Origin of the sequence: Ralstonia insidiosa, assembly GCF_008801405.1 — a bacterium.
Lineage (GTDB): Bacteria > Pseudomonadota > Gammaproteobacteria > Burkholderiales > Burkholderiaceae > Ralstonia > Ralstonia insidiosa.
The window spans coordinates 36,129-61,544 of the sequence record NZ_VZPV01000005.1 but is presented as its reverse complement, the minus strand read 5'-3'; the positions used below and the strand labels follow the sequence as shown (position 1 = coordinate 61,544).

Sequence of the window (25,416 nt, the reverse complement as noted above, 5' to 3'; positions counted from 1 at the left end):
CGCTCCCCCCTAGATCGACTTGGCCAACTTGGTCAATGCCAGCGCGCCAATCAGCTCCAGCCCGAGCGCCGCCATGATGAGCGTCTTGCCGAACGGGTCACGCCACATCGACATGACGTAGTTCGCGTTGGACATGATGATCAGCCCCCCGACAATCACCGGCAGCAACCCAAGAATCCATGCGGACAGACGCGTCTCAGCCGACAACGCCAGCAGTTCTTGCTGGGCCTGCTGGCGGTCACGCATAAATGCAGCAGTGCGCTCCATCACGATGTCGGCCCGCCCACCGTAGCGCAATGAAAGCCGCAGCACAGAGGCCACCAAGATCAACTCATTCACGCGGTACTGCTGCCCTACAACCGATACCGCCGCATCCAGGTCCTTGCCTGCGCGCTGCATTTGCGTAATCGCCATCAGGCAATTGCGCAATGGGGCCTCAGTGTTGGCGCTGGCTGCCTGAAATGCCGACGGCACCGCACTGCCGATGGTCATCAGGCGTACCACGCCATCGAGGAACCCTGGCAACTGCCGCAGCAGGCGCTCGTTGATGCGCCGGGTGCGGTTCCAGAACAGGAAGATGGCAATCAGTGCATACAGCCCAACCGCCATCACCATCGAAAGCAGTCCCGACACCGCCCACGCTACCAACGCGATCGCCACCAACGGTGCAATCAGCAACGCGTAGAAACGACGACTTGGCTCGATGTCGGCACGGCGCAGTGCGTCGTTCCATGCACGATTGAGGCTATCGGGCACGCTGGCCGGCACGACCTCTACGTTCGATTGGTAACGCGCGTTGATCTGCTCGGTCTGCGCTCGCACGAACGAGCGCGAGGCTTCCCGCTCGCGGCGACGCACGGCCTCTGACCACAGCATCAGCGCACTGCCAAACAGCAGCAGCGCCAAACAGCCGAGCCAGAGCGTCGCGCTAGACATGGAAGCGGCCTCCGCCGCCAAATCCGCCACCCATGCCACCGCCCACAGCGCCATCCAGCCCGGCGTTACGCATGCGCGCCAGCTTGGGCGAATGCGGCTGCAGCCCAAGTGCCGTCCAGCGATCCATCTCTTCACCATCGGGGCCGATGTAGGGCTCGTAGCGATACAACTCCTGTGTGGAGATGATGTTGTCGCCCATGCCAGTGATCTCCGTGACAGACAGGATGCGGCGCTTACCGCTGGACAGGCGCCCAATCTGCACAATGAAGTCGATGGCGTTGGTGATCTGCCGGCGCAGACTCACCTCGCTGCCCTGAAAGCCGGCAAAACCCGCCAACATCTCCAGACGGTACAGGCACTCGCGCGGGCTGCTGGCGTGAATAGTGCCCATCGAGCCATCGTGGCCGGTGCCCATCGCCTGCAGCATTTCCAGCACTTCGCCACCACGCACTTCGCCCACAATGATGCGATCAGGGCGCATACGCAGGCTGTTGCGTAGCAAGTCGCGAATGCTCACCACGCCCGTGCCCTCAAAGCCGCCCGGACGACTTTCCAGACGCACCACATGCGGGTGGTTAAGCGACAACTCAGCCGTGTCTTCAATGGTGATCACGCGCTCGGTCGTCGGAATGTGATACGCCATTGCGTTCAGCAGCGATGTCTTGCCCGAGCTCGTGCCGCCGCTGACCAGGATGTTGCAACGCGCCTGTACGGCAGCCTGAATCAGCGCGCCGATCTCCTCACTCATCGTACCGAGGCTGAGCAGATCTTCTGGCTTGAGCGGGTCCTTGCGGAACTTGCGGATCGACACTACTGGCCCTTCCAGCGCCAATGGCGGGATGACCACGTTGATGCGGCCACCATCGGGCAGCCGCGCATCGACCATCGGGTTCGATTCATCCAACCGACGGCCGATCGGCGCAAGGATGCGGCGCACGATGCGTAGCAAATGGTTGCCGTCAGAAAAGCGCACCGGAATGCGCTCCAGCATGCCGTGCCTGGAGACATACACATCCAGGTGACCGTTCACCAGAATGTCTTCCACTGCCGGATCGGCCAGCAGATCTTCAAGCGGGCCGAAGCCGGCCAGTTCCTTGGTCAGTGCTTCAGCAATCTGCCGCACTTCCGTCTCGTTGACTGGAATGCGGCGCATGCGCGTGAAGCCTTCGACCTCAAGGTCAACAAAGCGCTGGATGGCCGTGCGCGACCACCGCCCGAACTCGGCGCCCAGTTCTTCAATACGCGTGAGTAGATGTTCGTGCGCGGCTTCCTTGATGTCCTGGAAGGCCTGCGAGACGGCAAACGCGCCATTGCTGCCCGCATCCGCCTGATTGGAAAACTCGATGGGTTGTGTCATGTCGCGTTCCGTTCGGTGTTACCGAGATCGAGCTCGGCTGCGTCTGCCGACTTAGATTCGGAGCGTCTGCCGAAGCGCCCTTTCAGGCTTGTGCGTGCGCCGGCCAGCCAGTTCGATACGCCTGAGGCCCGCTCTCCCTGTTGGGCGTAGCGCATCATCTGGGCAACCTCGGCCAGCGCGCGTACGTAAGCGTCGGCGGGATGCGTTTCGGCCAGCAATGCGCCTTGATTGGAGGCGACCACCAGCGCCTGGCGACGACTCGGCACAGTCACTACCGAAGGAATCTCCAGCCGCTCGGCGATCTGCGCCGCATCCAGTGACAAGCGCGCGTCGAACTTCGAGATGACCAGGTGCAGGTGGTCACGGTCAATCTCGCGCTTCTTCAGTTCCTGCATCAGCTCGGCAGCTGAGACGATGGCGCCCACGCTTTGCTCCGTCACGAGCATCACATCGTCAGCGGCCTTGACCAGCTGGGCGATGAAGTCAATGTTGCCGAAGCCACCCAGGTCGACCACCTGCAGGTCGAAGAAGGTGCGCAGGCGATTGAGCAGTCCCAACGCCTCGGAGAACGAAATATCACGCATCTCCGCCAGCGAGATCGGCAACGGCAGCACTGCCAGGCCATTGGGGTGGCGCGACAGCGCGGTCTGCACGAACACTTGGTCAAAGCGACGCAGATTGCGCACAGCCTCCACGAAATGAAAGTTGGCCTGCACGTTCATGTACAGGGCGCCATCGCGCAGCGGTTGACCGAGGTCGAGCAACATGACGTCGCTGGCTGACGTGCGGCGCACCAGCGTAGCCAGGTTGGTAGCAAACGTGGTAGCGCCCACACCTGGGCGTGCACCCAAGATGGCCAGCACGCGGCCACGGCGCGTCGGCTCGGTTGAGGCGCGCTCGGCCAACAGGCGACGCACCACGCGCACGGCCTCGGCGGGGGCGCCGTCCACGTCGACGAAATCCTTCACACCGGCACGCAGCGCGGCCAGCATGGCGCGGCCATCGGAGGCGGAACCCACCGCCACCAGCGGCAACCCCGGGAACAAGCGCGTCAGCTGGCCAACCAGTTGCGTGGCCTCACCGATGGCATCCGTGCCTTCACCCAGCTTCTGATCCTGGTCGGGCGTGTCGATCAGCGTGGGAGACGACACGAAGCGCACGAACACCACCTCGGGGTTCACCGCGCCAATCTGCTCCAGGAAGGCATCGTGGCCACTGGTCTGCGCCACCAGGACGCCCAACTCGCGGATCGCACCGGCCAGCCAGCGGTGTACCGCCGCCGATTGTGTGTCGCCATGACCGCCACCGTGCAGAAGAAAGTAGTCCATACCTGCCTCCTGCCCTTACCGCGAGAAGCCTGGCATGGCAGCCGGATCGGCAATGCCCAGCGCGAACGGTTGCCACACCGGCGCATCCGGTCGGTCGAGGTCTCGTCCACCAGCCTGTCCCGGCAGCATCTTGTCGATCGGCGCATTGCGTGCCATCGGCCTGACCAAGTGCGGGGTGACAATGATCACCAGTTCGCGTTCATCCTGGTTGTAGTTCAACTGCTTGAAGAACGTCCCGATGACTGGCAGATCGCCCAGGAACGGCACCTTGTTGAGGTTGGACTGCGTTGAGCGGCTGACCAGCCCACCGATGATGAAGCTCTCGCCATCACCAAGCTCGACAGTCGTGTCGGCGCGGCGCGTAATGATGGCCGGCACGGTTGCGCCGTTGAGCGTGATACCGCGGCTGAAGTCCAGGTCACTTGCCTCGGGGGCCACCTTCAGGGCAATGCGATTTTCCGAAAGAATGGTGGGCGAGACCGTCAGCCCGATACCGAACGGCTTGTATTCAATCGTGGTGGTGCCAAGCGCCTGCGGCACCGGAATCGGGATCTCGCCACCGGCCAGGAAATTGGCGCTCTGGCCCGACAAAGCAACAAGGCTGGGCTCGGCCAGCACGCGCGCCAGACCGTTTGACTCCATCAAGCCGAGCGTGGCGCCCAGATTCCAGTGCGCCCAGCTATGACTCCAGTTGGCCAGCAGGCTAAACGCCGCACTGACCGGGCTACCGCTGCCGCCAGATGAGATACCGCCGGTGGTGCGGCCAAACGTAAAACCCGAACTCAACGAGAAACCAACCTGCTTGAGTACCGTTTTGCTGAACTCCACCACCCGCACATCAACCTGCACCGTGCCCGGCACCCCGAGAGCAGTGGTGTCGACCACATTGCCGCCCTTTGGCCTTTCAGCGCCCGTGGCCGCCCCGCCCGCGCGGCGCGCGCGCGCCAGGGCGTAGACATCCTTGGCCTGACCGGACACCACAGCGGTATCGCCCTGTACATCGACCGTCGGGTCCCCGGGGATGGGCGCCCCAGCATCCACCTGCACGTTGTAAGTCACCGCCGTGCCACCCTGCGTCCAGACCATCACGCTGGCCGCCCCCGGCTTCTTGGCGATGATCAGCAGGCTGTTGGCAGCGCCGCGCCCCTTGAGCAGCAGCGCGTCAGCAATGTCCGGGTTACCGATCGCGATGCGCTCAAGCGGTTTGCCCAAGCGGATCTCGCGCTGGCTACCCGTAAGCAAATGCAAGATCTGCCCTGCTGGTGCCGCTTCGGCGAAAGCCGTCGATACGAAGGCTGTCGATCCGATGACCGCCAATGCAAGCGCGCCCACCCAACCGCGAACCACGGCGGCATCAGTCATGTTGCTCCTCACGTTTACCTGCGCGGATGATCTCGACGCCACTACCGGCGTTGCTGCTGCGTACGGTGCTGCGCGCGACAATGGCCGGTGGTAGTGGTTGCGTTTGCAGCACGGCGGGACCACGCTCGTGAGCCGAACTGGTCAAGCTGTTGAGCGACACGCCCACTTGTGCAACGTCCATGGGGTTACGGTTTGCAGCCGCCAGCAGGGCGGCATCCTGCGGCTTGACGGTCGGCTCGGCATCATCAGAGGGGTTGCGCAACGCCAGCAGCAGACGGCCGGATTGGTGCGCCATCGCCAACCGGCTAACGGCTTCCACCGGTACCGACAGCACTGCCGTCCTGGCCGGCTCTGTCTTGCGCGCGGCAGCGGCGCCATCCTGTGCTTTTTGAGGGCCTTCATTCACCGCTACGGCGCCAAAAGCCAGCACGCGCAAATGCGGCAAGAGCAGATTGGCTCGACTGCCGTCGACCTCCTGGCCATCCTTGCGCATGATCAGGAAGACATCGACATAGTCTCCCGGCTGCACACGGTTGCCCACGCCGATCACCTCATCGACCATAACGGCCACTGCGCGTTGGCCGGGAATGACCTGCAGCGCCAAGCCTGACGACAACTGCGAGCCGATCAGCGGCACGCCTATGCCCAACGTCACAATCGGCTCGCGCCCAACCACCTTGCTCACCTCGGAAAACCCATCGTCTGGGTTGACCGGCAGCATCTCGACGGCCACGGCATCGGCACCAATCGGCTTTCCGGCTTCCACCGGCTTGGTCGTCACGACCACCGGATACAACGTCTTGCCGTTTTCGTGCACCGCAACCGGCGCAGGCGGCTTGTGCGCGCTGCGCCAGGCGACAGCGCCTAGGATCGCAGCAAGCAACAGCAGCGCAGCGGCGAACATCTGGAGGTGTTTGCTAGTCATCGGGGCCGTCTGTCGATGCAATCAATAAGAAGAATTTGCGGGCTGCGTGGCATCAGCTGCTGGGCACGAGCTGCACAACCGCCGACCCCGTAAGCGAGGTTGGCACCGGCAGCAGCGGAATGGCAGGCAGCAGCGGGTTGTTACCCGTGGTAACAGGCAGCGTGAGCACAACGCTCAGGCATTGCATGCTGGCGATGGTCGGACACGTCACCAGTGGCGCACCGCTCTGGTTGGTGGTGACCTGCGAACTGATGAAAGCCGGCAGCGAGGCATTGGCAGCGGTATAAGCCGCAGCCACGCGCTGAGAATTGGAAGGCTGGTAGCGCAGCGCTGCGCGGGCGCCCTCTTCGGCTGCCAATGTCAGTGCCTGCTGGATGCCGAAGAGTAGGCCGTAGTAGGTGATGCCGAGCATCAGCAGCATCAAGACCGGCAAAGCGATGGCAAACTCAATCGATGCCGCCCCACCGTGGAAGCGCCCTCTGTAGGGGGCAAACGATCCCCCTCTGCGCGCCAGGATACGCACACTGTCCCGTTCTAATGCCGGCATGGCCGACTCCTTCCCTTTTCAACACTCAAACAGTCCGCTTGGGCGGATCTCGTCGTCGACTACAGCACAACAGGCACCGGTGCTACATGCCCGGCAGCCAAGGCATGCGCATCTCCGATGGCACCCACTGCAGGCATAGCAAGCCAATCGCCATGTACGCTGCATAGGGAATCCCGCGCCGCCCCGCTTGTCCGGTCTGCCAACGCGTCAACGCAGGTGCCATTCGCATGACGACCCAGGCGAATGGTTCTGACGCATCCATCCGACGCAATAGCAGGATCACCAACGCATGGACCCCAGCCAGCAGGCTGCTGATCAGCCAGACCGCTACCAAGCCATGCCAACCCGCCAACATGCCCGCTACGGCAAAGAACTTGACGTCGCCCGCACCCATCCAGCCCACGACATAGAGCGGCAAGAAGCAAGCAAACGCAATGGAACCGCCCAGCAAGACATCACGCCAGTCGTAAGCCAGCGCCCAGATCGGCCCGCATGTCACGAGCACGACAGACAGCACCAGTCCTGCGGCGACGAGCCAGTTAGGCACGCGCCGCGAGCGAAAGTCGTATGCGATGGTGATGAGTGCGAGTAACGTTACGCTCGCCCAGCCAGCGATTTCTGCTTGGCTAGTCAAGGCAAGTCACTAGCACGCCGAGCCTTTCAGGCTCGTACAGATCGTCTGAAATTTGGCCGTAATCTGTGTGCCAAGAGCGCTGACAACCGTCACGATGGCCGCCGCGATCAAGCCGGCGATCATGCCGTACTCGATGGCCGTAGCACCTTGTTCGTCGCGAAGAAATTTCAAAACGGCGTTTTTCATGATTGCTCTCCTGTTTGCACTCGCCCGCGGATGTTGTTGATCTTGACCAGCCTGCGGTGCTCCGGCCGCGACCAGTTCATATTGGCTAATAACGGATAAAACGCTTGGGGATTTATAGCGATGACACGATCGAAACAAAATCTTTTCGCCGCGCCACCTTCGTTTTATCAATAAAACAAAGATGACAAGCCATCAGGTGATCTCGGTCCCGCAAAAAACGCCCAATGACCACCGCACACCCCCAACCCGTTACCCTGCCATCAGAATGTCACGTATGTCACGTAACATCCCGTAACGGTTTTATAGGCGTGCGGCGCCGCAAACAAAATAACTCAAGTGAGGTACTTGCACTCAATTAGAGTGAAGTCTCTATTTAATTTTATTAAAGCCTCGCCAACCCCCTGAAAACTAATGGAAATCCCTTAATGATCCGCAGATTACATCCATTAAGTGGACGGGTTCTCCATTAATCTAAGGGCTGATCTGAACGCTCCCCATTCTCTGTCCTGGCAAAAAAAGGATGCGCGAGCGACGGGAACACGCCCGCGCACCTTCAAGAGCACAGACAGGTACTGCTCAGTGCGCCAGGCTGCTTACGCCGCCCAGCAAGTTCGTAACAGGCGCCAACGGATTGCCGCCCGATGCACCGCCGGCGGCGCTGGTCACGCCGCCCAACAGGCCAGTGATAGGCGCCAGGGGGTTGGAGCCGCCAGCGGCACCGCCCAGCAAGCCGGTAACGGGCGCAAGCGGGTTGCTGCCGCCAGCGGCGCCGCTCAGCAGGCCGGCAATGGGCGCCAAGGGGTTGGAGCCACCGGCCGCGCCGCCCAGCAAGCCGGTCAACGGTGCCAGCGGATTGCCGCCGCCCGCGGCACCACCCACGCCGCCGAGCAAGCCACTCAGCGGATTGCCGCCAGACGAGCCGCCTGCAGTGCCTACGCCACCCAGGGCGGCCACCGTAACCCCAACAGAGGAAACCACCGGGCCCAGGGTTGAAACTACCGGCACGCCAGTCCCGGTGATGGTGTTACCGGCACCAGCCACGCCACCGCCAACCGCACCCAGCAAGGTATTGAGACCGCCACCCAGGCCAGTCGCATCACCCAGCATTTGCGTTGCATTAGTCACTTGCGTGGTGACCGGCACGATGGCCGAGCTGGCCTGCTGCGTGACTTGCTGCACCGCGCCAGACGACAGCGCGCTGCCCAGCAACGTGCCGCCGCCAATCAGCGCTTGGCCAACCTGCTGCACGCCACCGCCGACCGGCTGGGTGATCGGTGCAAGCGGCGCGCCCGAGCCTTGGCCCAGGCCCTGCACGAGCGTACCGGCGCTAACCGTGGTTTGGCCGAGGTCTGTCACGACGTTGCCGGTGCTGGCCACGGTCGTGCCGATCGGATTCGGGTTCTGGCCCATCTTGCCCAGACCGGTTTGTACACCCAGGCCCAGATCGCTGACGGCCTTGCCGACGTTGCTGACCGTACCGCCCAGGCCAGCCTTGGCTTGGTCGGAAAGGCCCGGAATATTCGCGTTCTGCAGGGTCGTGCCGAGGCTGCTGATAGCCTGCCCCGTCGCTACAACCGTGTTGCCGGTGCCGTTGGCGACCTTGCCGACAGGCGTCACACCCGTCAGGTCGTTCGGGCTGGGGTTCGGCGAGCTGCCGGAACCGCCACCACCCGAAGAGCACGCTGCCAGCATGAGAGCAGCAACGGCGCACGCCAGCGGCATGACGTGGATGGTGCGAATGGTTTTCTGGATCTGTTTCATGTCCCGTCCCCTTCTCAAGGATTTGTCTTAAGCCTTACCTGTTGTCTCTGAGCTCTGTACTGCGAACTGCGGGCCAGATTCAGCAATTGCCATGCCAGCCTCATTAGAAAGAAACGTCGACTGCTGAAGAACGGCGTCACAACAGGCTTTGCAGACAGCACATCCGGCATTACCCGAATACGGCGGATAGGTGTTACGGTCAGAAAACACGTGTTCCCGGTGTTACGTTGTAACGTGACACGGAACATATTCGACCCAAACATAACCCCCATAGCAAACGTTTCCTCCCCTCATTCGTAGGGCAGGGTAAATCCCACATTTGAGTTAATTTCCACGATTCCTCCATTCTCAAAGAGAAAATCACACCGAATTTTGATAATCGATTACGCATAGCGAAATAATCGAGACATGGCACACCGTTTGCAGAGTCCCGCCACCCAAATCGACATTGGGACCATTTTCCAGCTGATAGAAGCGGACTTTTAAAACGGGAGAACGATCATGAATAAGAACATCAAGTGCCTGGCAGCTACGATGGCAAGCCTGTTGGTCTTGGGCGGTTGCGCCAGCTCGGGTTCGGGTGATATGGGTGGTGCGCTGGGTGGCTCAAACGGAGGCGGCGGCTCGAACAACAATACGGGCGGCTCAACGCCGTCACCTTCGCCTTCGCCCTCTCCGTCGCCGTCACCTTCGCCCTCTCCGTCCCCGTCGCCCTCGCCGACGCCCGCACCGGCGCCTCTTACGCCGGCTGGCACGATCCTCAACAAAACGGGCAATGTCGTGTCAGCCACTGGCTCGGCGGTCAGCGGTATCGGCTCGGACATCAAGAACGCACCACTGCCCTCGCAGTTGAGCGGCGTGCAGAGCGGCCTGGGTGGTGTGGTGGATAACGTTGGCACGACCGTTTCGGCGCTGGGCGCTGGCGTACAAAATGGCCTCGGCAGCATCGGGCGCAATCCGGATCCTGTTGGCACCACGGTGTCGAGCCTTGGTAACGTGGTCACGGACGCAGGCAACACAGTCACCAGCGCCGGTACGCTGGTCAACAATCTGGGCACTGGCCCGCTGGCGCCGCTGGCCCCTGTGACGACGCCGCTGGCTGGCGTGGTCACGCAAGTCGGCCAAGCCGTTGCCAACGGTGGCGGCACCCTGGGCACGGCGCTGTCGACCGGCCCTGTGCAGCAGCTCACGCAGCAACTCAGCACGGCTATCGTGCCGATTACTTCGCAGCTCACCAGCGCAACGCAAACGCTGGGGGCAACCACCGGCCTGGGTTCACCGGTCAACACGCTGCTGGGCCAGTTGGGCGGTGCGGTCGCCAACGGCGGTAGCGCCATCACCGCAACCCATGCACCGGTCGTTGGCAACCTGGGCGGTGTGGTGACGGCGGTCGGCAATACGGTTGGCGCGCTGGGCGGCGCGGTGTACTCGCCGACGACGTCGCCAGGCGGCAACCCGCTGGCTCCGATTACCGGCCTGCTCGGCGGCCTGGGCGGGGCGACGGGTGGCTCCAACCCGCTTGCGCCAATTACCGGTGCGCTCGGCGGCTTGGGTGGTGCGGGTGGTAGCAATCCGCTGGCGCCCGTCACTGGCCTGTTGGGCGGCTTGACGGGTGGCGCGGCTGGTGGCGCCAACCCGCTCGCACCGATTACCGGCGCGCTCGGTGGCTTGGGTGGTGCAGGTGGTAGTAATCCGCTGGCACCGATCACTGGTGTGTTGGGTGGCTTGACGGGTGGCGCGGCTGGTGGCTCCAACCCGCTCGCACCGATTACCGGTGCACTCGGCGGCCTCGGCGGTGCTGCTGGCGGCAGCAACCCGGTCAGCTCGATCACGGCACCGGTGGGCACGGTTGTCACCACCGTGGGCAGCGGCCTGACTTCAGCCGGCGCAGCAACGCCGCTGGCACCGGTAACCGGTACGGTGGGCGGCCTGCTGGGCACGGTGGGCGGCGTACTGGGCGGCACGCGTCACTAAGCAACGCGCAGTACAACGCGCGGCGGATCGGCCTGACCAGCCGGTCCGCTGTTGCGTTTCAAACGCGATGATGCCGCGCGAAGCAGCATGATTGCTGGGCCAACGGGCACGAAGTCACACACCATTGGTATGAACCATGGCGTTGCGTCGCGTGAACGTTGCTTCTATGTGTTTTGTTGTAAAGCACCATGTCTCGCGGTTATCGTTCCATGCAGTGCGCAACCATGCGCAGCGTCGACCGGCCCGGACCGGCGAATCGCTTCACTGCAGAACAAACACCACGGAGGAGACACGCGTGCGGAGCACCACGATGCGGTTAGCGCTGGCCACAGGCGTTGCATTGACCAGCCCGGCACTGAGCTGGGCACAGAGCAGCCCCACGCAAGGCAACCCGATCGACACGCTGCCCAAGGTCGATACCTCCCGCCCGCCCGAGCAGAAGATCCAGGTGCAAGTGCAGCGGCCGAATCCGGCCCTGGAAAACCTGCTCGCCACGCACCTCACGCCGACCAAGTTCCAGATCGAGGGCGTCAAGACGCTACCGTTTCCCGAGATTGCTGCGTACTTCGCGCCGCTGGCCGGGCACGACGTCACCGTCGCGCAGTTGCTGCAGGCGGCCAACGATGTCACCAAGCTGTATGCCGATCGCGGCTTTCCGCTCTCCTTCGCATTCGTGCCGGCGCAGACCTTTGAGGGTGGCGTGGTCCGCATCACCGTGGTGGAAGGCTACGTGGCGCGCATGCGCATCGAGGGTACACCCGGGCCACTGGAAGGTCGGTTGCGCGAGATCTCGCAGCGGATGATGGATGAGAAACCGCTGCGCAAGGAAACCTTCGAACGTGTAACCGGCGTGCTGGCGCTGCAACCCGGCGTGCAGATCACCGCGACCGTGCAGCCGCCCACCACCACCGATGGCGCGAGCGAGCTGGTGCTCAACGTCAAGCGCCAGCCGTACACCATCGGTACCGGCGTCGAATACCGCTCGCCTGGTGTGCGTGCCGTCATCACGGGCACGCTCAACAGCGTGACGCCGCTGGGCGAGCAGATCACGGTGTCGACACTGCAACCACGCGGGCCCGATCACGAAACGTTCTACTCGGCCACCTGGGCGCAACCGATCGGCACCGACGGGCTGCTGGCTAAGCTCACGTGGTCGCACTATCGCGGCATGCCCGAGAACCTGCCGCTTGAGCAGCTCGGCTATCAGTCGCGCTATCTGACCGACACGCAGCGGCTGGGGCTTTCGCTCAGCTATCCGTTGCTGTTGTCGAACACGCGCAGCCTGACAGTCACCGGCACGTTTTATGGCAACGACGACAAGCAGCAGTACTCGCCGCAGAACATCGCCATCCCGCAAACCGAGTTGAGCGCCAAGGCACGCGTGGCCGGCGCCGAAGTGCTGTATACCGAGGTCAACCCGGGCGAGACACGTCGCGCGTCGTTCGGCCTGTACCAGGGCATCAACAGCCTCGGGGCCGGCAAGTCTGCCAACAACAATGTTGACCTGAGCTTCCTGCGCACGCGCATTACCGCAAGCGAGGCACACGACTTGCCGCTCGGCTTCGGCATCGTGGTTTCGGGCGCAGCGCAGTACAGCGGCGCGGTGCTGCCGTCGTCGGAGCAGATCAGCTTTGGCGGGCGTTTCTTCGGCTTGGCCTATCCGGCGGGCGAAGTGGCCGGCGACCGCGGCTGGGGCGCATCGGTAGAACTCAACCGGGTCTTTCCGGTGTCGATGGAATACTTGAAGACCGTGCAACCCTACGTGCTATACGACACGGCCAAGGTGTATTCAAACGCCGGCACGCTGGTGCATGACCAGCTTGGCTCCATTGCGCTGGGGGTGCGCTTCTCCGACCGCAAGTACTACACGCTGGACTTGGCCATTGCCCGCCCGGTGGGCGACAAGCCGATCAACACGAGCTCTCGCAGCCTGCGCTTCACCGCGGCCTATACCTACCAGTTCAACTAGGCGGCGGACAAGGCACTGAACAGGTTAAGGAATTTTGTATATTTTTTATATTTTCAGCGCTGAAAGTCGCCCATACTCCCTTCCAAAGGGGGGGATACAGCATCACCGGAATTTGGGAGCATCAGGAGCGGAATGTTAAGTTTTTCCAAAGAGTTGCCGATTACCAAGGAAGTCGCGCAGAAGAACAACAACCAACACAGCGACAGCGGCCAACAGTACGTCAGGCCGCAACACGCCGATGGCGAGGGACAGTCCTCTCAGTCATCGCAATACGCACCGGGGGCCACCATGCTGCAACGTCTATCGGATGACGCAGAGTTTCATCGACTCGTCGATACCATCTACGAGGCGGTGCTCGACCCCGCGCAGATGCCGACTGCCCTAGCCCTGCTCTCTATCTACGCCGGGGCCGAAAGCGCACATTATTTTGTATGGGACAAGCAAGCCGACGCGCCACGCCAGGGCGTTTCGTCGGGCTGGTGCCAACACTGCCCGCAACCGGGCGACTGCAACACGTTCTGCCAAGACCCTCAATTGCTACATGCCCCACAGGCTGAAGACACACCTGCGCGTGGCGTAACGTTGATGGACACCCCGGACCTCTGCATCACCATGCGCCTGCGCACACGGGACGGCATCTCGGAAGTGAGTGCCGCCGAACGCGAAGAGCGCCTGCAACGCGTCCTACCTCACCTGCAGCGTGCGGCACGCATGCAGCAACGCAATCAAGAACTGAACGAACTCGCCGCGCTCGGCATGGCCGGGTTGGATACGCTCGACTTTGGCGTGATGGTGATCGAACGCAGCATGCGTGTGAAATACGCCAACGCATGGGCGCGCACGATGGCCACAGAAGACGATCGTTTGTCGCTTGATGGCAGCATGTTGCACTCCGCTGATCACACTCACAATGCGGCACTGCGCAACCTGATCGAACACGCGGCTGGCTCGATGGGCGTGCAAGGCGCCGCCGGCTCGTGGATGTATCTGGCACGCGATGGGCGGCCCGTTCCCTTCATCGCCACGCCGCTGGCACCCTCTGATGCCATGCGCTCGACCTGGGCGGCGCCGCTCGCCTTGGTACTGGTGGGTAACTCTGAGGCACGGTCGGTCATGGATGCGGGCGTGCTCGCCTCGCTTTTCGGGCTGACGAACAAAGAATGCATCGTCGCTGCGCGACTGGCCGCAGGAGAGACCCTGCAGGAAATCGCCGACCGTGAATTCCTGTCGCTGCACACCGTGCGCGTGCACATCCGCGACATCCTGCGCAAGACCGGCACGCACCGCCAATCCGAGCTCGTGCGCCTGCTGCATCTGCTGCCCAGCGTTGATCTGGAGCGCGCCGGAGCCGCCACCCCCGCATCCCGCCGGCGCACTCGCCTGAACGCCTGAATCTCCGCCCGCAATCGCGGGCGTGCAGCCATTCGCGTATACCCGGGTCATGCGGCCCGGTTTTTTGCCGATGCATGAAGACAGGCGTGGAGCCGCCGCAATTGCTTGATGCAATGCAATAGCGGCGGATTATCCCGACGCATTCTGTGAATAGCGCGCAACAAGCGGGCTTTTTCAGCGCCTGAAACACCAGGCTCTTGCGCTATCCTCGCCGCAAAACACAGACAAGCGTGGATCGGGGCCGCGCCAAAGCGCTCGCATGCATAACGATTTCCATATTGCGCTGCTGCTGTTTGCGTGGGTAAGCACGGGCTTAACCACGTTTGCCGCACTAGACGCTGCGACACGTCTGCCGGGGGGGTCGACGGTCGCAAAACGCCGCAACTGGCGCATTGCCTGTGCCGTCATTCTCGGCATCGGGCTATGGTCGGGGCTTTGGCTCGCTCAGGTCGGCCTGCACCGCCCATTGGCGACACCGCTCACAGCCCCCATTTCCGCCACGCTCATGACCGTGTTGGCGGCCTCGCTCGCCGCATTCCTGGTGGTATTGGGCGATACGTCGACCGCCATCGCCGCGCAGCCTCCGCACCGCCATCGCATTGCCATGGGCGCTATCGCACTCGGTATCGGGCTGTTGATGGCAGAGCTGTATCTGGCGCGCCCATGGGTGCATGACGACGCCCTCTCGCTGCAGCGCACGCTCGTTGGCTGGGGGGGCAGCACCCTTGTGCTCGGTGCGGGGACATGCCTGGCGATGTGCATGGCCTTTCATCTACCGCCGGTACAGCGCCGAGCCGCCGTCGGCTTGCGTGCACGGGCAGCGGCAGTGTTGGCGACATCCGTAGTGCTATCGCTGGCGGCATGGCCGTCGGCCAGCGCCTGGCCCGCAGACGAGGCAACCACGTTGCACGTGGTGCCCGTCATCATGCTGAGTGCCGGCGGTGTGCTGCTTGCGCTTGGACTGCACGCGGTGCTGATCATGCTGGAGACGCGAGTCGATTCCGCACAGGCCCATCTGACCGCATCTCTGGCACGTGTCGCGACTCAGCCACCTACGCCACAGCATCACGATGCGCTAACCGGCTTGCCGAATCGGCTTCAGCTTCGGCAATCGCTGGATAGCGCGATCCTCTCGACAACGCGGCGCGGGCGTCCTTTCGCCCTCTTCTGCCTCGACCTGGACAACTTTGGCCAGATCAACGAGCAATACGGCCGCGCCACCGGCGACCGCGTTTTGCAGATCATCGCCGAGCGCCTGCGCCAGACCATGCGCGGCGAAGACATGGTTGCCCGGCTGGGCGGCGACGAGTTCGCCATTCTGGTCGAGGGCCTCACCCTGCCCGAGGCGGCCGCCACCGTTGGCGACAAGCTCCTGTTCCGCCTGCGCGAACTGGTAGAAGTGGACGGCCGCCGCCTGCGCGCGACGGCCAGCATCGGCGTGGTGATCCATCCGCACAATGGCGCAACGGCCGACACGCTTCTGGAGCATGCGGACGCCGCCATGTTCGATTGCAAGCAGTCCACCGGCAATGCCTACCGCTTCTACGAGCCGCGCCTGAACACGACTGCGCATCGCGTGCTGCAGATCCAGCGCGCGCTTTCGCATGCGGCGCTCAATGGGCAACTGTCGGTGTACTACCAGCCAAAGTTCGATGCGCTCACGCAGGCTATGAGCGGCGCAGAGGCGCTGCTGCGCTGGAATCACCCAGAGCTTGGCCCCGTGTCACCCGCCGAGTTCATCCCGCTGGCGGAGCGCACCGGCACCATCGTCGAGTTGGGCGATTGGGTGGTCGAAGAAGTCTGCCGCCAGATCATGCATTGGGATGCGGCCGGCATGGCCCCGCAACGAATCGCGGTCAATCTCTCGCCGCGCCAGTTTCAGCAACCCGACCTCGTGCAGCGCCTGTCGCAGATCCTGCACCGCTATCAGGTGAGCGCACACCGCCTGATGTTTGAGATTACCGAGACAGCCGCCATGCGCGATGCCAGCCAGAGCATTGCAGCGATCCGCCAGATCCAGGCGCTTGGCATTGAAGTCGCCATCGACGATTTCGGCACCGGTTATTCCAGCCTGAGTTATCTGCAGCGCTTCCGCGCCCAGCAGATCAAGATCGACCGGGCATTCGTCTCTGCGCTTGATGACAACCCGCTCGAGGCGGCCGCAATCATCCGTGCCATCTGCGCGATGGCGCATTCGCTGGATATGACGGTGGTGGCGGAAGGCGTGGAAACCGAGGCGCAGATGGAGGCCTTGGTGAGCCTGCAATGCGATCAGGTTCAAGGCTATCTGTTGGCGCGCCCGTTACCGGCAAAGGATTTTCAGGGCTTGCTTGAAGGCGTGCAGTTCGCCTGAAGCAATTGTGAAAATGCGCCATTTTGATGCATTTTTTCATTCCCCTTTCGATAACCTTTCAACGCACGCTCGAAAGTTTTTCATCAAATCGGCTCCTGGTATGGCTGCCGAAGCAATGAAGCAATCACATAAAAAGAAAGTGTGCCGTCCACGCTCAATGCTTCTCGTTGACATTGCACACATACCGTAGCGCGGCTCCTCACTTCTTCATATGTTCACAATTTCCGGTTTTCCGGACAAATGGCCGCGCCATGCCGGTTTGCGCAACACAAACTGCAGCACAAAATCCACGCCGTTGACATGAGGTCTTAACGAAATTCATTTCACTCGGTCAAAGCCGTTATAATGCGATGGGCCACGGGGAGCGTGCCCATGTTTCAATTGCAAAGCTGAGGAATCCATAATGCCGACTTACAAAGAAATCGTTCAGAAGATCTCTGAACTGCAGCGCCAGGCCGATGAACTCCGGGCAAACGAACAGGCGACGGTGATCGCTGAAATCAAGCAGAAGATCGTGGAATATGGCCTGACCGCCGACGACCTCGGTTTTGGTGCCAAGGGTGCAGTGGCTTCGAAAAAGGCCGGCCGCAAGGTACCGGTGCGTTACCGCGACAGCAGCGGCAATACCTGGACGGGCCGCGGCAAGCGTCCGGGCTGGCTGGTGAAGGAACTGTCGTCGGGCCGCAAGATGGAAGATTTTCTGGTCGCCTGACCCACGTAGAAAAGCACCACATCCGAGTCTGCACAAAGAGGCAACCGGAAACCACAAAAAACAAGGCCGGCGATATTGCCGGCCTTGTTTTTTCTTGCGCTTCGGCGCGTTATACCTGGAAGCGTCCCACCGCTGAGCGCAGCAATTGCGCCTGCTCTTCCAGCGAAAGCGCAGCTGCCGCAGCCTGCTCCACCAGCGCAGCGTTCTGCTGCGTCACCTCATCCATCTGATTCACCGCCTGATTGACCTGCTCAATGCCCGAGCTTTGCTCGTCGGACGCGGCAGAAATCTCTCCCATGATGTCGGTCACGCGCTTGACCGCGACCACCACTTCGTCAATCACGGTTCCCGCTTCCTGCACCAGCGCAGAACCGTTCTGCACACGCCCCACCGAGTCGCCAATCAACTCCTTGATCTCCTTGGCGGCACTGGCCGAGCGCTGTGCCAGGCTGCGCACCTCGCCCGCCACCACCGCAAAGCCGCGGCCCTGCTCGCCGGCACGCGCGGCTTCCACCGCGGCGTTGAGTGCCAGGATGTTGGTCTGGAACGCAATGCCCTCGATCACGCCAATGATGTCGGCAATCTTCTTGCTGCTCTCGTTGATGCCCGACATGGTCTCGACAACGCGCCCGACCACTTCGCCGCCCTTGACGGCAATATCCGACGCGTTGACTGCCAGCGTGCTGGCCTGACGCGCGTTGTCGGCGTTCTGCTTCACGATCGATGTCAGCTCTTCCATGCTCGATGCTGTCTCTTCCAGCGACGATGCCTGCTGCTCCGTCCGCTGTGACAGATCGGCATTGCCGGCCGCAATCTGCTTGGTTGCGCTGGCAATGGAATCGGCCGAGTTCTTGATGTCGCTGATCGTGCCCGTCAGTTGCTGCTGCATCTGCGCCATGGCAAAGAGCATGCTGTCGCGATCGCCTGGGCGCGTCTGCACACGCACCGCCAGATCGCCTCCTGCAATACGTGCGGCAACGTCTGCGGCATACGCCGGTTCACCGCCCAGCTGACGCTGCAAACCGCGCGTGACGGCCACGACAACCACGGTCATCAGCAGGCCAACACCCAGCAACAGGCCGAGCGATTGCATGAGCGAGGTACGAAACGCTGCATCAACGTCATCGATATAGAGCCCTGTCGTCATCGACCAATCCCAGGGCTCGTAATACGAGACGTAGGTCAGCTTGGGCTCCGCCTTGTCGCTGCCAGGCTTGGGCCACAGGTAGCGTACAAACCCGCCGCCCGCCTTGGCCGTCTGCGCGATGTCCACGAACAGGTGCTTACCCTCAGGGTCGGTCGCAGCAGACATGTTCTTGCCGACCATCTCAGGCTTGAACGGGTGCATGACCGAAACGGTATCGGTTCTCGACAGCGAGAAATAACCGTCGGTGCCGTAGCGCATGTCTTTCAAACGTGCGATGGCCTGGGCCTTGGCCTCTTCTACCGGCATCTTGCCGTCTTGCGCCAGTTGGCCGTATTCCTTGATGACGCTGAATGCGGTGGCACTGACGTTCTGGAGATCGCGTTGCCGCTCCTCCATGCGCACGGTGCGTGCGCTCCATGCACTCCACAATGTGATGACAAGCAGGCACAGCCAGCTCAGGACGAGCGGCAGCCACAGCTTCTGTCGAAGCGTGAGTCGGTTCATCTTCCTTCCTCCAAGCGTTTCTTCTTGTCCGCGTGATGCTAGCGGCGCTCCCCGGCGCGATTGCACGCGCTCTACATGGGCTAACGGGCAAGCCGGAAGAAAACTTGAGTACTAGGCGTGATCAACTTCCGTAAAGATGAAACGACCTCAACGCAGCGCGTTGGGATTGATGCTGGGCAACGTGCCGTTACTGGCCGGCGCGGGCGCAGGCTCGGTCGGCGCAGTCGCTGTGGCTGGTGTGCCCGAGGTATCGGACGCATTGTCCAGCGGCGACCACGACTCCCACAGCCCCTGGCGACGAAGCGTCTCGGGCTGCGCCGCAGACGTGGCAATTTCTGGCAAGGCAGTATTTGCTGCAGCTGCTTTCGGCACCAGTTCGACATGCGAGCCGGCCATGCGTGTGGCACGACCACCCGCGTCACGTAAAGCGACACCGTGCGCGATGATCTGACGATAGCTGCCATCCTTGTGCCGCATGCGGAATTCCCCTGTGTAGGCGGGCGCATTGCCGTCAACGTGCGCCTGGATACGGTTGAGCACGAGCGGCAAGTCATCCGGGTGCACGAGGCGCAGGTACTCGCTGGTACTCGGGCCGATCTCCTTGAGCGAGTAGCCGAGCATGGCGGCAAAGCGCGTGGAGAACTGCGCGCTGCGCGTGATCAGATCGAATTCCCACAAGCCGACATCCGCACCATCGAGCAGCAGTTGATGCCGCGCGGCCAGCTCAGCCTCGCGTTGCCGATAGCTCTGCTCCAGGTCGTTGAGCGCCTGCATCGTTTCCTTGCGGCGGCGGATCTCGCGGGTGGCAATCGCAGCAGAGGCGTCACCCGATGCCCGGTCACGGTAACCGAGCAGGAAGCCGGCAAGCACCGTCGCCATTGCCCCGCCTGCCAACAGCAATTGCAGCCAGGCCGGCACACTGCCGACGGGAGCCGCTGGCGAATCCACCAGCGAAGCCGCATACACCGCATTGATAGCCAGACCGATGCCAAACAGCACACTCACGAACAAGCTCACGATGGGGCGACGGACCGCCACCCCCGTGGCACCTGATTGCGCCGACAGCGCAAACTGCAACGCTGCCGCACAGGCTGCCGCCGACAGCAGCATGACGATGCCAAGCACACCGGCATCTGCCCACGCCAGCGCATCGAAGCTGGTGACACCCACCAGCAACAACACGGCCACAGGGCCGCTGATACTCAGCAACACACCCAGCAGCACCGCGCGTACGGTGCCCGCCTGGCCACCCAGGATGCACCACAGCGCGGCCACCGCCAGACTCCAGCAGAACGATGCCGGCGTCATCACCAGCAGCGCGGCGCCCTCATGCATCGGCCAGCGCGCAACCAGCGGCAGCAGCGGTACCGTCCACAGCGCAATCGCGCAGAACAGCGCCGTCATCGCCAGCGGCAGTCGGGCCCGCGTGGCGCCGGCACTGCGCAGATCGTCCAGCAAACGCAGCAGCAAACTGCCCGCGCCGCATGCCACGATCAATGGCAGCAATGCGCCGGCAAGCCTGCTGGTCAGTTGCGCAACTAGGTGAGCGACGTCATCCACTGCGGGGTGGTTCCAGTTCTACGGGGGTCAAACGGCGTTGTATGTCGTGAGTCAGCGGGACTGAAAGCCGTCCGGGTTCATGCTTTGCCAGCGCCACGAGTCTTCGCACATGCGCTCGATGCCGTACTGCGCGCGCCAGCCCAGCATGGATGCAGCGAGTGCCGGATCGGCGTAGCACGCGGCAATGTCGCCGGGGCGGCGGTCCACGATCTGGTACGGAACCGGGCGGCCACTCGCACGCTTGTAGGCTTCAACGACTTCCAGCACCGAGTAGCCGCGCCCTGTGCCCAGGTTGACCGTAAAGCCACGACCATCGCGGCGCAGCACATCAAGCGCCGATAGATGCCCGCGCGCCAGGTCGACCACGTGGATGTAGTCGCGTACGCCCGTGCCATCGGGCGTGGGCCAATCGCCGCCGTAGACGGAAAGCTTCTCGCGCTTGCCGATCGCCACCTGGGCCACGTAGGGCATCAGGTTGTTCGGGATGCCGCGCGGGTCTTCGCCGATCAGGCCGCTGTGGTGCGCGCCCACCGGATTGAAGTAGCGCAGGTAGGCAATCTGCCAGGCGGCGTTGGATATCTCCAGATCGCGCAGTACCTGCTCGCCCATCAGCTTGGTCTGGCCGTACGGGTTGGTGGCCGACAGCGGAAACGACTCGGTAATCGGCACCGTATGCGGATTGCCATACACGGTGGCCGACGAGCTGAACACCAGCTGGCGCACGTTGGCATGCGCCATCGACGCGCACAGCGTGACCAGCCCGCCGATGTTGTTGTCGTAGTAGGCCAGCGGCTTCTGCACAGACTCACCCACTGATTTGAGCGCCGCGAAGTGGATGACGGCCGAGATGCGCGTGCTGGCAAAAAGATCGTCGAGCAGGCGGCGGTCACGCACATCGCCCTGTACAAACTTGGGGGTCTTGGCGGTGATCTGCTCGATGCGCGAGAGCACGGCCGAGTTGCTGTTGCACAGATTGTCGAGGCCGATCACCTGATAGCCCGCATCCAGCAGTTCAACCCAGGTATGCGAAGCAATGTAGCCGGTGGCGCCGGTCAGCAGAATGGTTTCTGTCATTGGGTGCGAGGTATCGAGAAAGAGATCATGGCGTGCCGATTCGAGCGCGGCATCGGGTTCACCGCATCGATGCAACCGGCGCAGCGGAACAGCGCGATCATAGCAAGCCCAGTGCTGGTTTGCGGGCAGTTTGCATGCGATGTTGCGCAAAAAAACCGTGCTACAAAACGGTGCCCTCGCGCCCATCCGGATGGGCTGCCGCCTGCCAGTCGGCATACGCCGAGCGCAGCCGCCAGGCCGAGGCCTGGTCCCGCAAGCCCAACGCGTACCCCACCTCGGCGGGGGCGGCACCCGCATCGAACAGCGCCGCGGCATAGCCGTTACGCAGCGTCTGCGGCGAGAGCCGTTCGCTGCGGTGCATCAAAGCCGGCAGCGCGGCCAGCCAAGCCTCAACGCGGCGGTATACCGAGGCTGCGTGCATGACGCGCCCACCCGCATCGGCCACGAAGACGCGCTCGCCTGGCACCTCGGCATGGCCGCGCACAGCCAGCCAGGCCGCCAGTGCAGGGCGTGCGCTCGCCAGCAGCGGAGCGTGGTAGGACGGGCCGCGCGACGGTTCGACAGTGATGCTCTGCAGCGCCGCATCCACCTGGCGCAGCAACAAGGACTGCACCTGCGCGACCTTCAGCCCGGCGCCGTGGCACACCGCCACCAAAGCCCTGTCGCGCGCCAGCTTGAACGCGCTGGCGTTCGCTGCCGCCTCGCTTGCCCGCGCGCCCACCTCCAGCGAGGCTTCGATGGCGACTCGTTCGATCGTCGAAAGAAAGGTGGTCGGATCGTTCTCACCGTCGGCCAGCTTTTGCTGCACGGCAGCACTGGCCGGGTTGTGCGTGCCCGTGCGCAGCAATTCGAGCTGGTGGAAGACACGCTCGATCAGGCGCGCATACCGATACCGATGCAGCTTGGTCAGGCCCGACTCATCCAAGAACGCGGCGATATCGCCAGCGCTCCAGTCCGCCAGCGCGCGCTGGTGCGATTCCACCCAGCGCAGCCATTTGCGCCACATCGCGCGGTATACCGTCGCCGACGATTCGCGATAGCCGCGCGCGGCAAGCCAATGCTCGAAGGCCTGCGCTGGCTGCTCCGCCCAGTCCTGCAGGGTGGGCTGAAACAGGTCGGAAACAGGCGTGGCAGGCGGCGTTGGATTGACTGACATGCAGGAAAAACGGGCGGGGGCGAGCCGAGTGTTTGGCAATTCGCGTATCCTGCCGAGCGTAACATGCCGTCATCAGCTTCCTAGCAGACCCCATCGTGAAGAAAACCGACCTCGAAAAACTCAAGGGCCTCAAGATCGCCAATAACCTCAAGCGCGACAGCCAGCGGACCGGCAAGCCAGGCCAAGGCACCGGCAAGGCAATTCCTCAGAACAAACTGCTGAAGGCGCTGCTCGGCAAGCCCGCCGAAGACGACCCGAAAAAATCCTGACGCGCGCCCCCCACATCTAGAACCCCGCCCTGTTGTTCCAACGGGCGCTTGGGTGCTACCGTCCGGCGCGTTTCCACATCACGTGATGCGCCGGACATGTCCTCCTCCACGCCCTCCTCGCCGTACCCTCGCCTGCTTGCCCCGCTTGATCTCGGCTTCACCACGCTCAAGAACCGCGTGTTGATGGGCTCGATGCACACCGGGCTGGAAGACGGCAACCACTTCGACCGCCTGGCCGCCTACTTTGCCGAACGCGCGCGCGGTGATGTTGGCCTGATCGTCACGGGCGGCTTTGCGCCCAACATTGCCGGGTGGACCAAGCCGTTTGCCGGGCGCCTGGCCACGCATGGCGCCGCACGCCGTCACCGCATCGTGACCGACGCCGTACACCAGGAAGGCGGCAAGATCGCGCTGCAGATCCTGCATACCGGCCGCTACGGCTATCACCCGTTTGCCGTGGCGCCCACCGCGCTGCGCTCCCCCATCAGCCCGTTCACGCCGCGTGAACTGTCAGCACGCGGCATCGAGCGCCAGATCCGCGCCTTCGTGCGCTGCGCCCAACTGGCCCGCGAGGCCGGTTACGACGGCGTCGAGATCATGGGTTCCGAGGGCTACTTCATCAACCAGTTCCTCGTCACCCACACCAACAAGCGCACCGACGACTGGGGCGGCAGCTACGCCAATCGCATGCGCCTGGCCGTCGAGATCGTGCGCCGCACGCGTGAAGCCGTCGGCCGCGACTTCATCATCATCTACCGCCTCTCGATGATCGACCTGATTCCCGACGGCAGCTCGTGGGAAGAGGTCGTGCAACTCGCCAAGGCCGTGGAGCAGGCAGGCGCCACCATCATCAACACCGGCATCGGCTGGCACGAGGCGCGCATCCCCACCATCGCGACGAGCGTGCCGCGCGCCGCCTTCGCCTGGGTGACGAAGAAGATGAAGGGCGAGGTCGGCATTCCGCTGGTCACGTCCAACCGCATCAACACACCGGAAGTGGCCGAGAGCGTGCTGGCCGATGGCTGCGCCGATATGGTGTCGATGGCGCGCCCGCTGCTGGCCGACCCTGAGTTCGTACGCAAGGCGTCGACGAATCGCGCGCAGGACATCAACACCTGCATCGCCTGCAATCAGGCATGCCTGGACCACGCGTTCAAGGCAAAGATTGCGAGCTGCCTGGTCAACCCGCGCGCATGCCACGAGACCGAGCTGGTCATCCGCCAGACGCCCGCGAAGCGCCGCTTTGCGGTGGTGGGTGCGGGGCCTGCGGGCCTGTCGGCATCGATCACGCTGGCGGAGCGCGGCCATGCGGTGGACCTGTTCGATGCCGCAACGGAAATCGGCGGCCAGTTGAACATGGCCAAGACGATTCCGGGCAAGGAAGAGTTTCACGAGATGGTGCGCTACTTCACGCGCCGCGTAGAGGCCACCGGCGTGACGCTGCGCCTGGGCGCGCGCGTGGATGCGCAGCAGTTGCTGGCGGGCAAGTACGACGGGATCATCGTTGCGACAGGGGTGTCGCCGCGCAATCCGAAGATTCCGGGGCAAGACCATCCGAGCGTGCTGTCATACATCGACGTGCTGCGCCATCGCAAGCCGGTGGGCAAGCGCGTGGCGATTGTCGGCGCGGGCGGCATCGGCTTTGACGTGGCCGAATTCCTCGCGCTCGATGGCCACTCGCCCACGCTGGACCTGCAGACGTGGCGCACCGAATGGGGCGTCGGCGATCCGACCCAGGTGCGCGGCGGCGTGGATGGCATCCGCCCGCTGCCCGAAGCGCCAGCGCGCGACATCATGTTGTTGCAGCGGCGCGCCGGCAAGCTGGGTGCGGGCCTGGGCAAGACGACCGGCTGGATCCATCGCACGAGCCTGAAGAACATGGGCGTGCGCATGGTGGGCGGCGTCAACTACGAGCGCATCGGCGACGAAGGCCTCCTAGTGAGCTATGGCGAAAAACGCGAAGCTGCTGAATGGCTCGCAGTCGACTCCATCGTGCTGTGCGCTGGGCAGGAACCGCTGCGCGAGTTGGTCGAACCCCTGCAGGCCGGCGGCGCCAAGGTGCATGTGATTGGCGGCGCGGATGAAGCGCGCGAACTCGACGCCAAACGCGCCATCGATCAAGGCACACGACTGGCCGCATCGCTGTGACGCTTGCTACACGTGTGCGGTGAAGGATTTGCACCTCGCACCCGTTTTTACAAGCCCATCCCCATTCAAACCGGCCGCAGATGGCGAATCGACAGCGCCTGGCGTGGTCGGTCCGGTTCTTG

At 63.1% G+C, this 25,416-nt stretch carries 20 protein-coding genes; 7 read left to right on the top strand and 13 right to left on the bottom strand.

From position 1 onward, the window contains the following. Positions 1-9: 9 nt before the first annotated feature. The 9 genes from F7R11_RS25775 to F7R11_RS25735 all read right to left on the bottom strand — a co-directional run bounded on the left by F7R11_RS25775 (position 10) and on the right by F7R11_RS25735 (position 8,967). A complete protein-coding gene (locus tag F7R11_RS25775; protein ID WP_064809023.1) occupies positions 10-936 on the bottom strand; it encodes a type II secretion system F family protein in 927 nt (308 codons plus the stop codon). Then, entirely contained in the window at positions 929-2,293 is a 1,365-nt protein-coding gene (locus F7R11_RS25770) for a TadA family conjugal transfer-associated ATPase (protein WP_064806943.1), read from the bottom strand. Before F7R11_RS25770 ends, F7R11_RS25775 begins: the two co-directional genes overlap by 8 nt. Further along, complete coding sequence (locus tag F7R11_RS25765) at positions 2,290-3,621, bottom strand: CpaE/TadZ family protein (protein ID WP_064806942.1); 1,332 nt, start codon at positions 3,619-3,621, stop codon at positions 2,290-2,292. The genes F7R11_RS25770 and F7R11_RS25765 overlap by 4 nt, the downstream gene beginning before the upstream one ends. 15 nt (positions 3,622-3,636) lie before the next feature. Then, entirely contained in the window at positions 3,637-4,983 is a 1,347-nt protein-coding gene (locus tag F7R11_RS25760; RefSeq protein ID WP_064806941.1) for a type II and III secretion system protein family protein, read from the bottom strand. Beyond that, positions 4,976-5,908: a Flp pilus assembly protein CpaB gene (gene cpaB / locus F7R11_RS25755; protein ID WP_064806940.1), complete on the bottom strand. Its 933-nt coding sequence runs from the start codon at positions 5,906-5,908 to the stop codon at positions 4,976-4,978. The genes F7R11_RS25760 and cpaB overlap by 8 nt, the downstream gene beginning before the upstream one ends. Positions 5,909-5,960: 52 nt before the next feature. Further along, on the bottom strand, positions 5,961-6,455 hold the full coding sequence (locus tag F7R11_RS25750; protein ID WP_082932910.1) for a TadE/TadG family type IV pilus assembly protein: 495 nt from the start codon (positions 6,453-6,455) through the stop codon (positions 5,961-5,963). An 82-nt stretch (positions 6,456-6,537) separates the two neighbouring features. Beyond that, positions 6,538-7,002: an A24 family peptidase gene (locus tag F7R11_RS25745; protein WP_315854005.1), complete on the bottom strand. Its 465-nt coding sequence runs from the start codon at positions 7,000-7,002 to the stop codon at positions 6,538-6,540. A 96-nt stretch (positions 7,003-7,098) separates the two neighbouring features. Next, the gene (locus F7R11_RS25740) at positions 7,099-7,275 is read right to left on the bottom strand and encodes a Flp family type IVb pilin (RefSeq protein ID WP_064806934.1); all 177 of its coding nucleotides are present in this window, start codon (positions 7,273-7,275) and stop codon (positions 7,099-7,101) included. A 576-nt stretch (positions 7,276-7,851) separates the two neighbouring features. Next, positions 7,852-8,967 (bottom strand): collagen-like triple helix repeat-containing protein, encoded by a 1,116-nt coding sequence (locus tag F7R11_RS25735; RefSeq protein WP_390624410.1) that lies wholly within the window; start codon positions 8,965-8,967, stop codon positions 7,852-7,854. Between the two features lie 570 nt (positions 8,968-9,537). On the opposite strand from F7R11_RS25735, the gene F7R11_RS25730 reads away from it, so the two are divergent. The 5 genes from F7R11_RS25730 (at position 9,538) to F7R11_RS25710 (ending at position 17,436) form a co-directional block, all read left to right on the top strand. Continuing rightward, positions 9,538-11,010 carry a collagen-like triple helix repeat-containing protein gene (locus F7R11_RS25730; RefSeq protein WP_064806932.1) on the top strand — a complete coding sequence of 491 codons (1,473 nt, stop codon included), beginning with the start codon at positions 9,538-9,540 and terminating at the stop codon, positions 11,008-11,010. Between the two features lie 295 nt (positions 11,011-11,305). Beyond that, positions 11,306-12,979 (top strand): ShlB/FhaC/HecB family hemolysin secretion/activation protein, encoded by a 1,674-nt coding sequence (locus F7R11_RS25725; RefSeq protein WP_064806930.1) that lies wholly within the window; start codon positions 11,306-11,308, stop codon positions 12,977-12,979. 132 nt (positions 12,980-13,111) lie between these two features. Then, on the top strand, positions 13,112-14,371 hold the full coding sequence (locus tag F7R11_RS25720; RefSeq protein ID WP_064806929.1) for a helix-turn-helix transcriptional regulator: 1,260 nt from the start codon (positions 13,112-13,114) through the stop codon (positions 14,369-14,371). Between the two features lie 259 nt (positions 14,372-14,630). After that, the gene (locus F7R11_RS25715) at positions 14,631-16,724 is read left to right on the top strand and encodes a putative bifunctional diguanylate cyclase/phosphodiesterase (protein ID WP_064806928.1); all 2,094 of its coding nucleotides are present in this window, start codon (positions 14,631-14,633) and stop codon (positions 16,722-16,724) included. A 403-nt stretch (positions 16,725-17,127) separates the two neighbouring features. Then, positions 17,128-17,436: an H-NS histone family protein gene (locus F7R11_RS25710; protein WP_021192590.1), complete on the top strand. Its 309-nt coding sequence runs from the start codon at positions 17,128-17,130 to the stop codon at positions 17,434-17,436. Positions 17,437-17,545: 109 nt separating this feature from the next. On the opposite strand, the gene F7R11_RS25705 is transcribed toward F7R11_RS25710, so the two are convergent. From F7R11_RS25705 to F7R11_RS25690, 4 genes are all read right to left on the bottom strand, one after another. Continuing rightward, positions 17,546-19,087, bottom strand: a complete 1,542-nt coding sequence (locus F7R11_RS25705) for a methyl-accepting chemotaxis protein (protein ID WP_064806927.1) — start codon at positions 19,085-19,087, stop codon at positions 17,546-17,548. Positions 19,088-19,234: 147 nt separating this feature from the next. Further along, the gene (locus F7R11_RS25700; RefSeq protein WP_064806922.1) at positions 19,235-20,647 is read right to left on the bottom strand and encodes a PAS domain-containing protein; all 1,413 of its coding nucleotides are present in this window, start codon (positions 20,645-20,647) and stop codon (positions 19,235-19,237) included. A 51-nt stretch (positions 20,648-20,698) separates the two neighbouring features. Next, positions 20,699-21,721 (bottom strand): UDP-glucose 4-epimerase GalE, encoded by a 1,023-nt coding sequence (gene galE, locus F7R11_RS25695; protein WP_064809021.1) that lies wholly within the window; start codon positions 21,719-21,721, stop codon positions 20,699-20,701. A gap of 160 nt (positions 21,722-21,881) precedes the next feature. Further along, positions 21,882-22,877, bottom strand: coding sequence for a tyrosine-type recombinase/integrase (locus F7R11_RS25690; protein WP_021192594.1), 996 nt, complete (start codon positions 22,875-22,877; stop codon positions 21,882-21,884). A gap of 95 nt (positions 22,878-22,972) precedes the next feature. On the opposite strand from F7R11_RS25690, the gene F7R11_RS25685 reads away from it, so the two are divergent. Beyond that, positions 22,973-23,146, top strand: coding sequence for a hypothetical protein (locus tag F7R11_RS25685; protein ID WP_021192595.1), 174 nt, complete (start codon positions 22,973-22,975; stop codon positions 23,144-23,146). A 96-nt stretch (positions 23,147-23,242) separates the two neighbouring features. Continuing rightward, positions 23,243-25,294, top strand: coding sequence for an NADPH-dependent 2,4-dienoyl-CoA reductase (locus F7R11_RS25680; protein WP_064806920.1), 2,052 nt, complete (start codon positions 23,243-23,245; stop codon positions 25,292-25,294). The last annotated feature ends 122 nt before the right edge of the window (positions 25,295-25,416 follow it).

What these genes read in the sequence shown, in the direction of transcription:
- cpaB (WP_064806940.1), bottom strand. Translation starts at nt 5,908, where the DNA reads ATGACTAGCAAACACCTCCAGATGTTCGCCGCTGCGCTGCTGTTGCTT.
- F7R11_RS25690 (WP_021192594.1), bottom strand. Translation starts at nt 22,877, where the DNA reads ATGTCAGTCAATCCAACGCCGCCTGCCACGCCTGTTTCCGACCTGTTT.
- F7R11_RS25770 (WP_064806943.1), bottom strand. Translation starts at nt 2,293, where the DNA reads ATGACACAACCCATCGAGTTTTCCAATCAGGCGGATGCGGGCAGCAAT.
- F7R11_RS25740 (WP_064806934.1), bottom strand. Translation starts at nt 7,275, where the DNA reads ATGAAAAACGCCGTTTTGAAATTTCTTCGCGACGAACAAGGTGCTACG.
- F7R11_RS25715 (WP_064806928.1), top strand. Translation starts at nt 14,631, where the DNA reads ATGCATAACGATTTCCATATTGCGCTGCTGCTGTTTGCGTGGGTAAGC.
- F7R11_RS25775 (WP_064809023.1), bottom strand. Translation starts at nt 936, where the DNA reads ATGTCTAGCGCGACGCTCTGGCTCGGCTGTTTGGCGCTGCTGCTGTTT.
- F7R11_RS25750 (WP_082932910.1), bottom strand. Translation starts at nt 6,455, where the DNA reads ATGCCGGCATTAGAACGGGACAGTGTGCGTATCCTGGCGCGCAGAGGG.
- F7R11_RS25705 (WP_064806927.1), bottom strand. Translation starts at nt 19,087, where the DNA reads ATGAACCGACTCACGCTTCGACAGAAGCTGTGGCTGCCGCTCGTCCTG.
- F7R11_RS25765 (WP_064806942.1), bottom strand. Translation starts at nt 3,621, where the DNA reads ATGGACTACTTTCTTCTGCACGGTGGCGGTCATGGCGACACACAATCG.
- galE (WP_064809021.1), bottom strand. Translation starts at nt 21,721, where the DNA reads ATGACAGAAACCATTCTGCTGACCGGCGCCACCGGCTACATTGCTTCG.
- F7R11_RS25735 (WP_390624410.1), bottom strand. Translation starts at nt 8,967, where the DNA reads ATGCTGGCAGCGTGCTCTTCGGGTGGTGGCGGTTCCGGCAGCTCGCCG.
- F7R11_RS25720 (WP_064806929.1), top strand. Translation starts at nt 13,112, where the DNA reads ATGTTAAGTTTTTCCAAAGAGTTGCCGATTACCAAGGAAGTCGCGCAG.
- F7R11_RS25730 (WP_064806932.1), top strand. Translation starts at nt 9,538, where the DNA reads ATGAATAAGAACATCAAGTGCCTGGCAGCTACGATGGCAAGCCTGTTG.
- F7R11_RS25680 (WP_064806920.1), top strand. Translation starts at nt 23,243, where the DNA reads ATGTCCTCCTCCACGCCCTCCTCGCCGTACCCTCGCCTGCTTGCCCCG.
- F7R11_RS25710 (WP_021192590.1), top strand. Translation starts at nt 17,128, where the DNA reads ATGCCGACTTACAAAGAAATCGTTCAGAAGATCTCTGAACTGCAGCGC.
- F7R11_RS25760 (WP_064806941.1), bottom strand. Translation starts at nt 4,983, where the DNA reads ATGACTGATGCCGCCGTGGTTCGCGGTTGGGTGGGCGCGCTTGCATTG.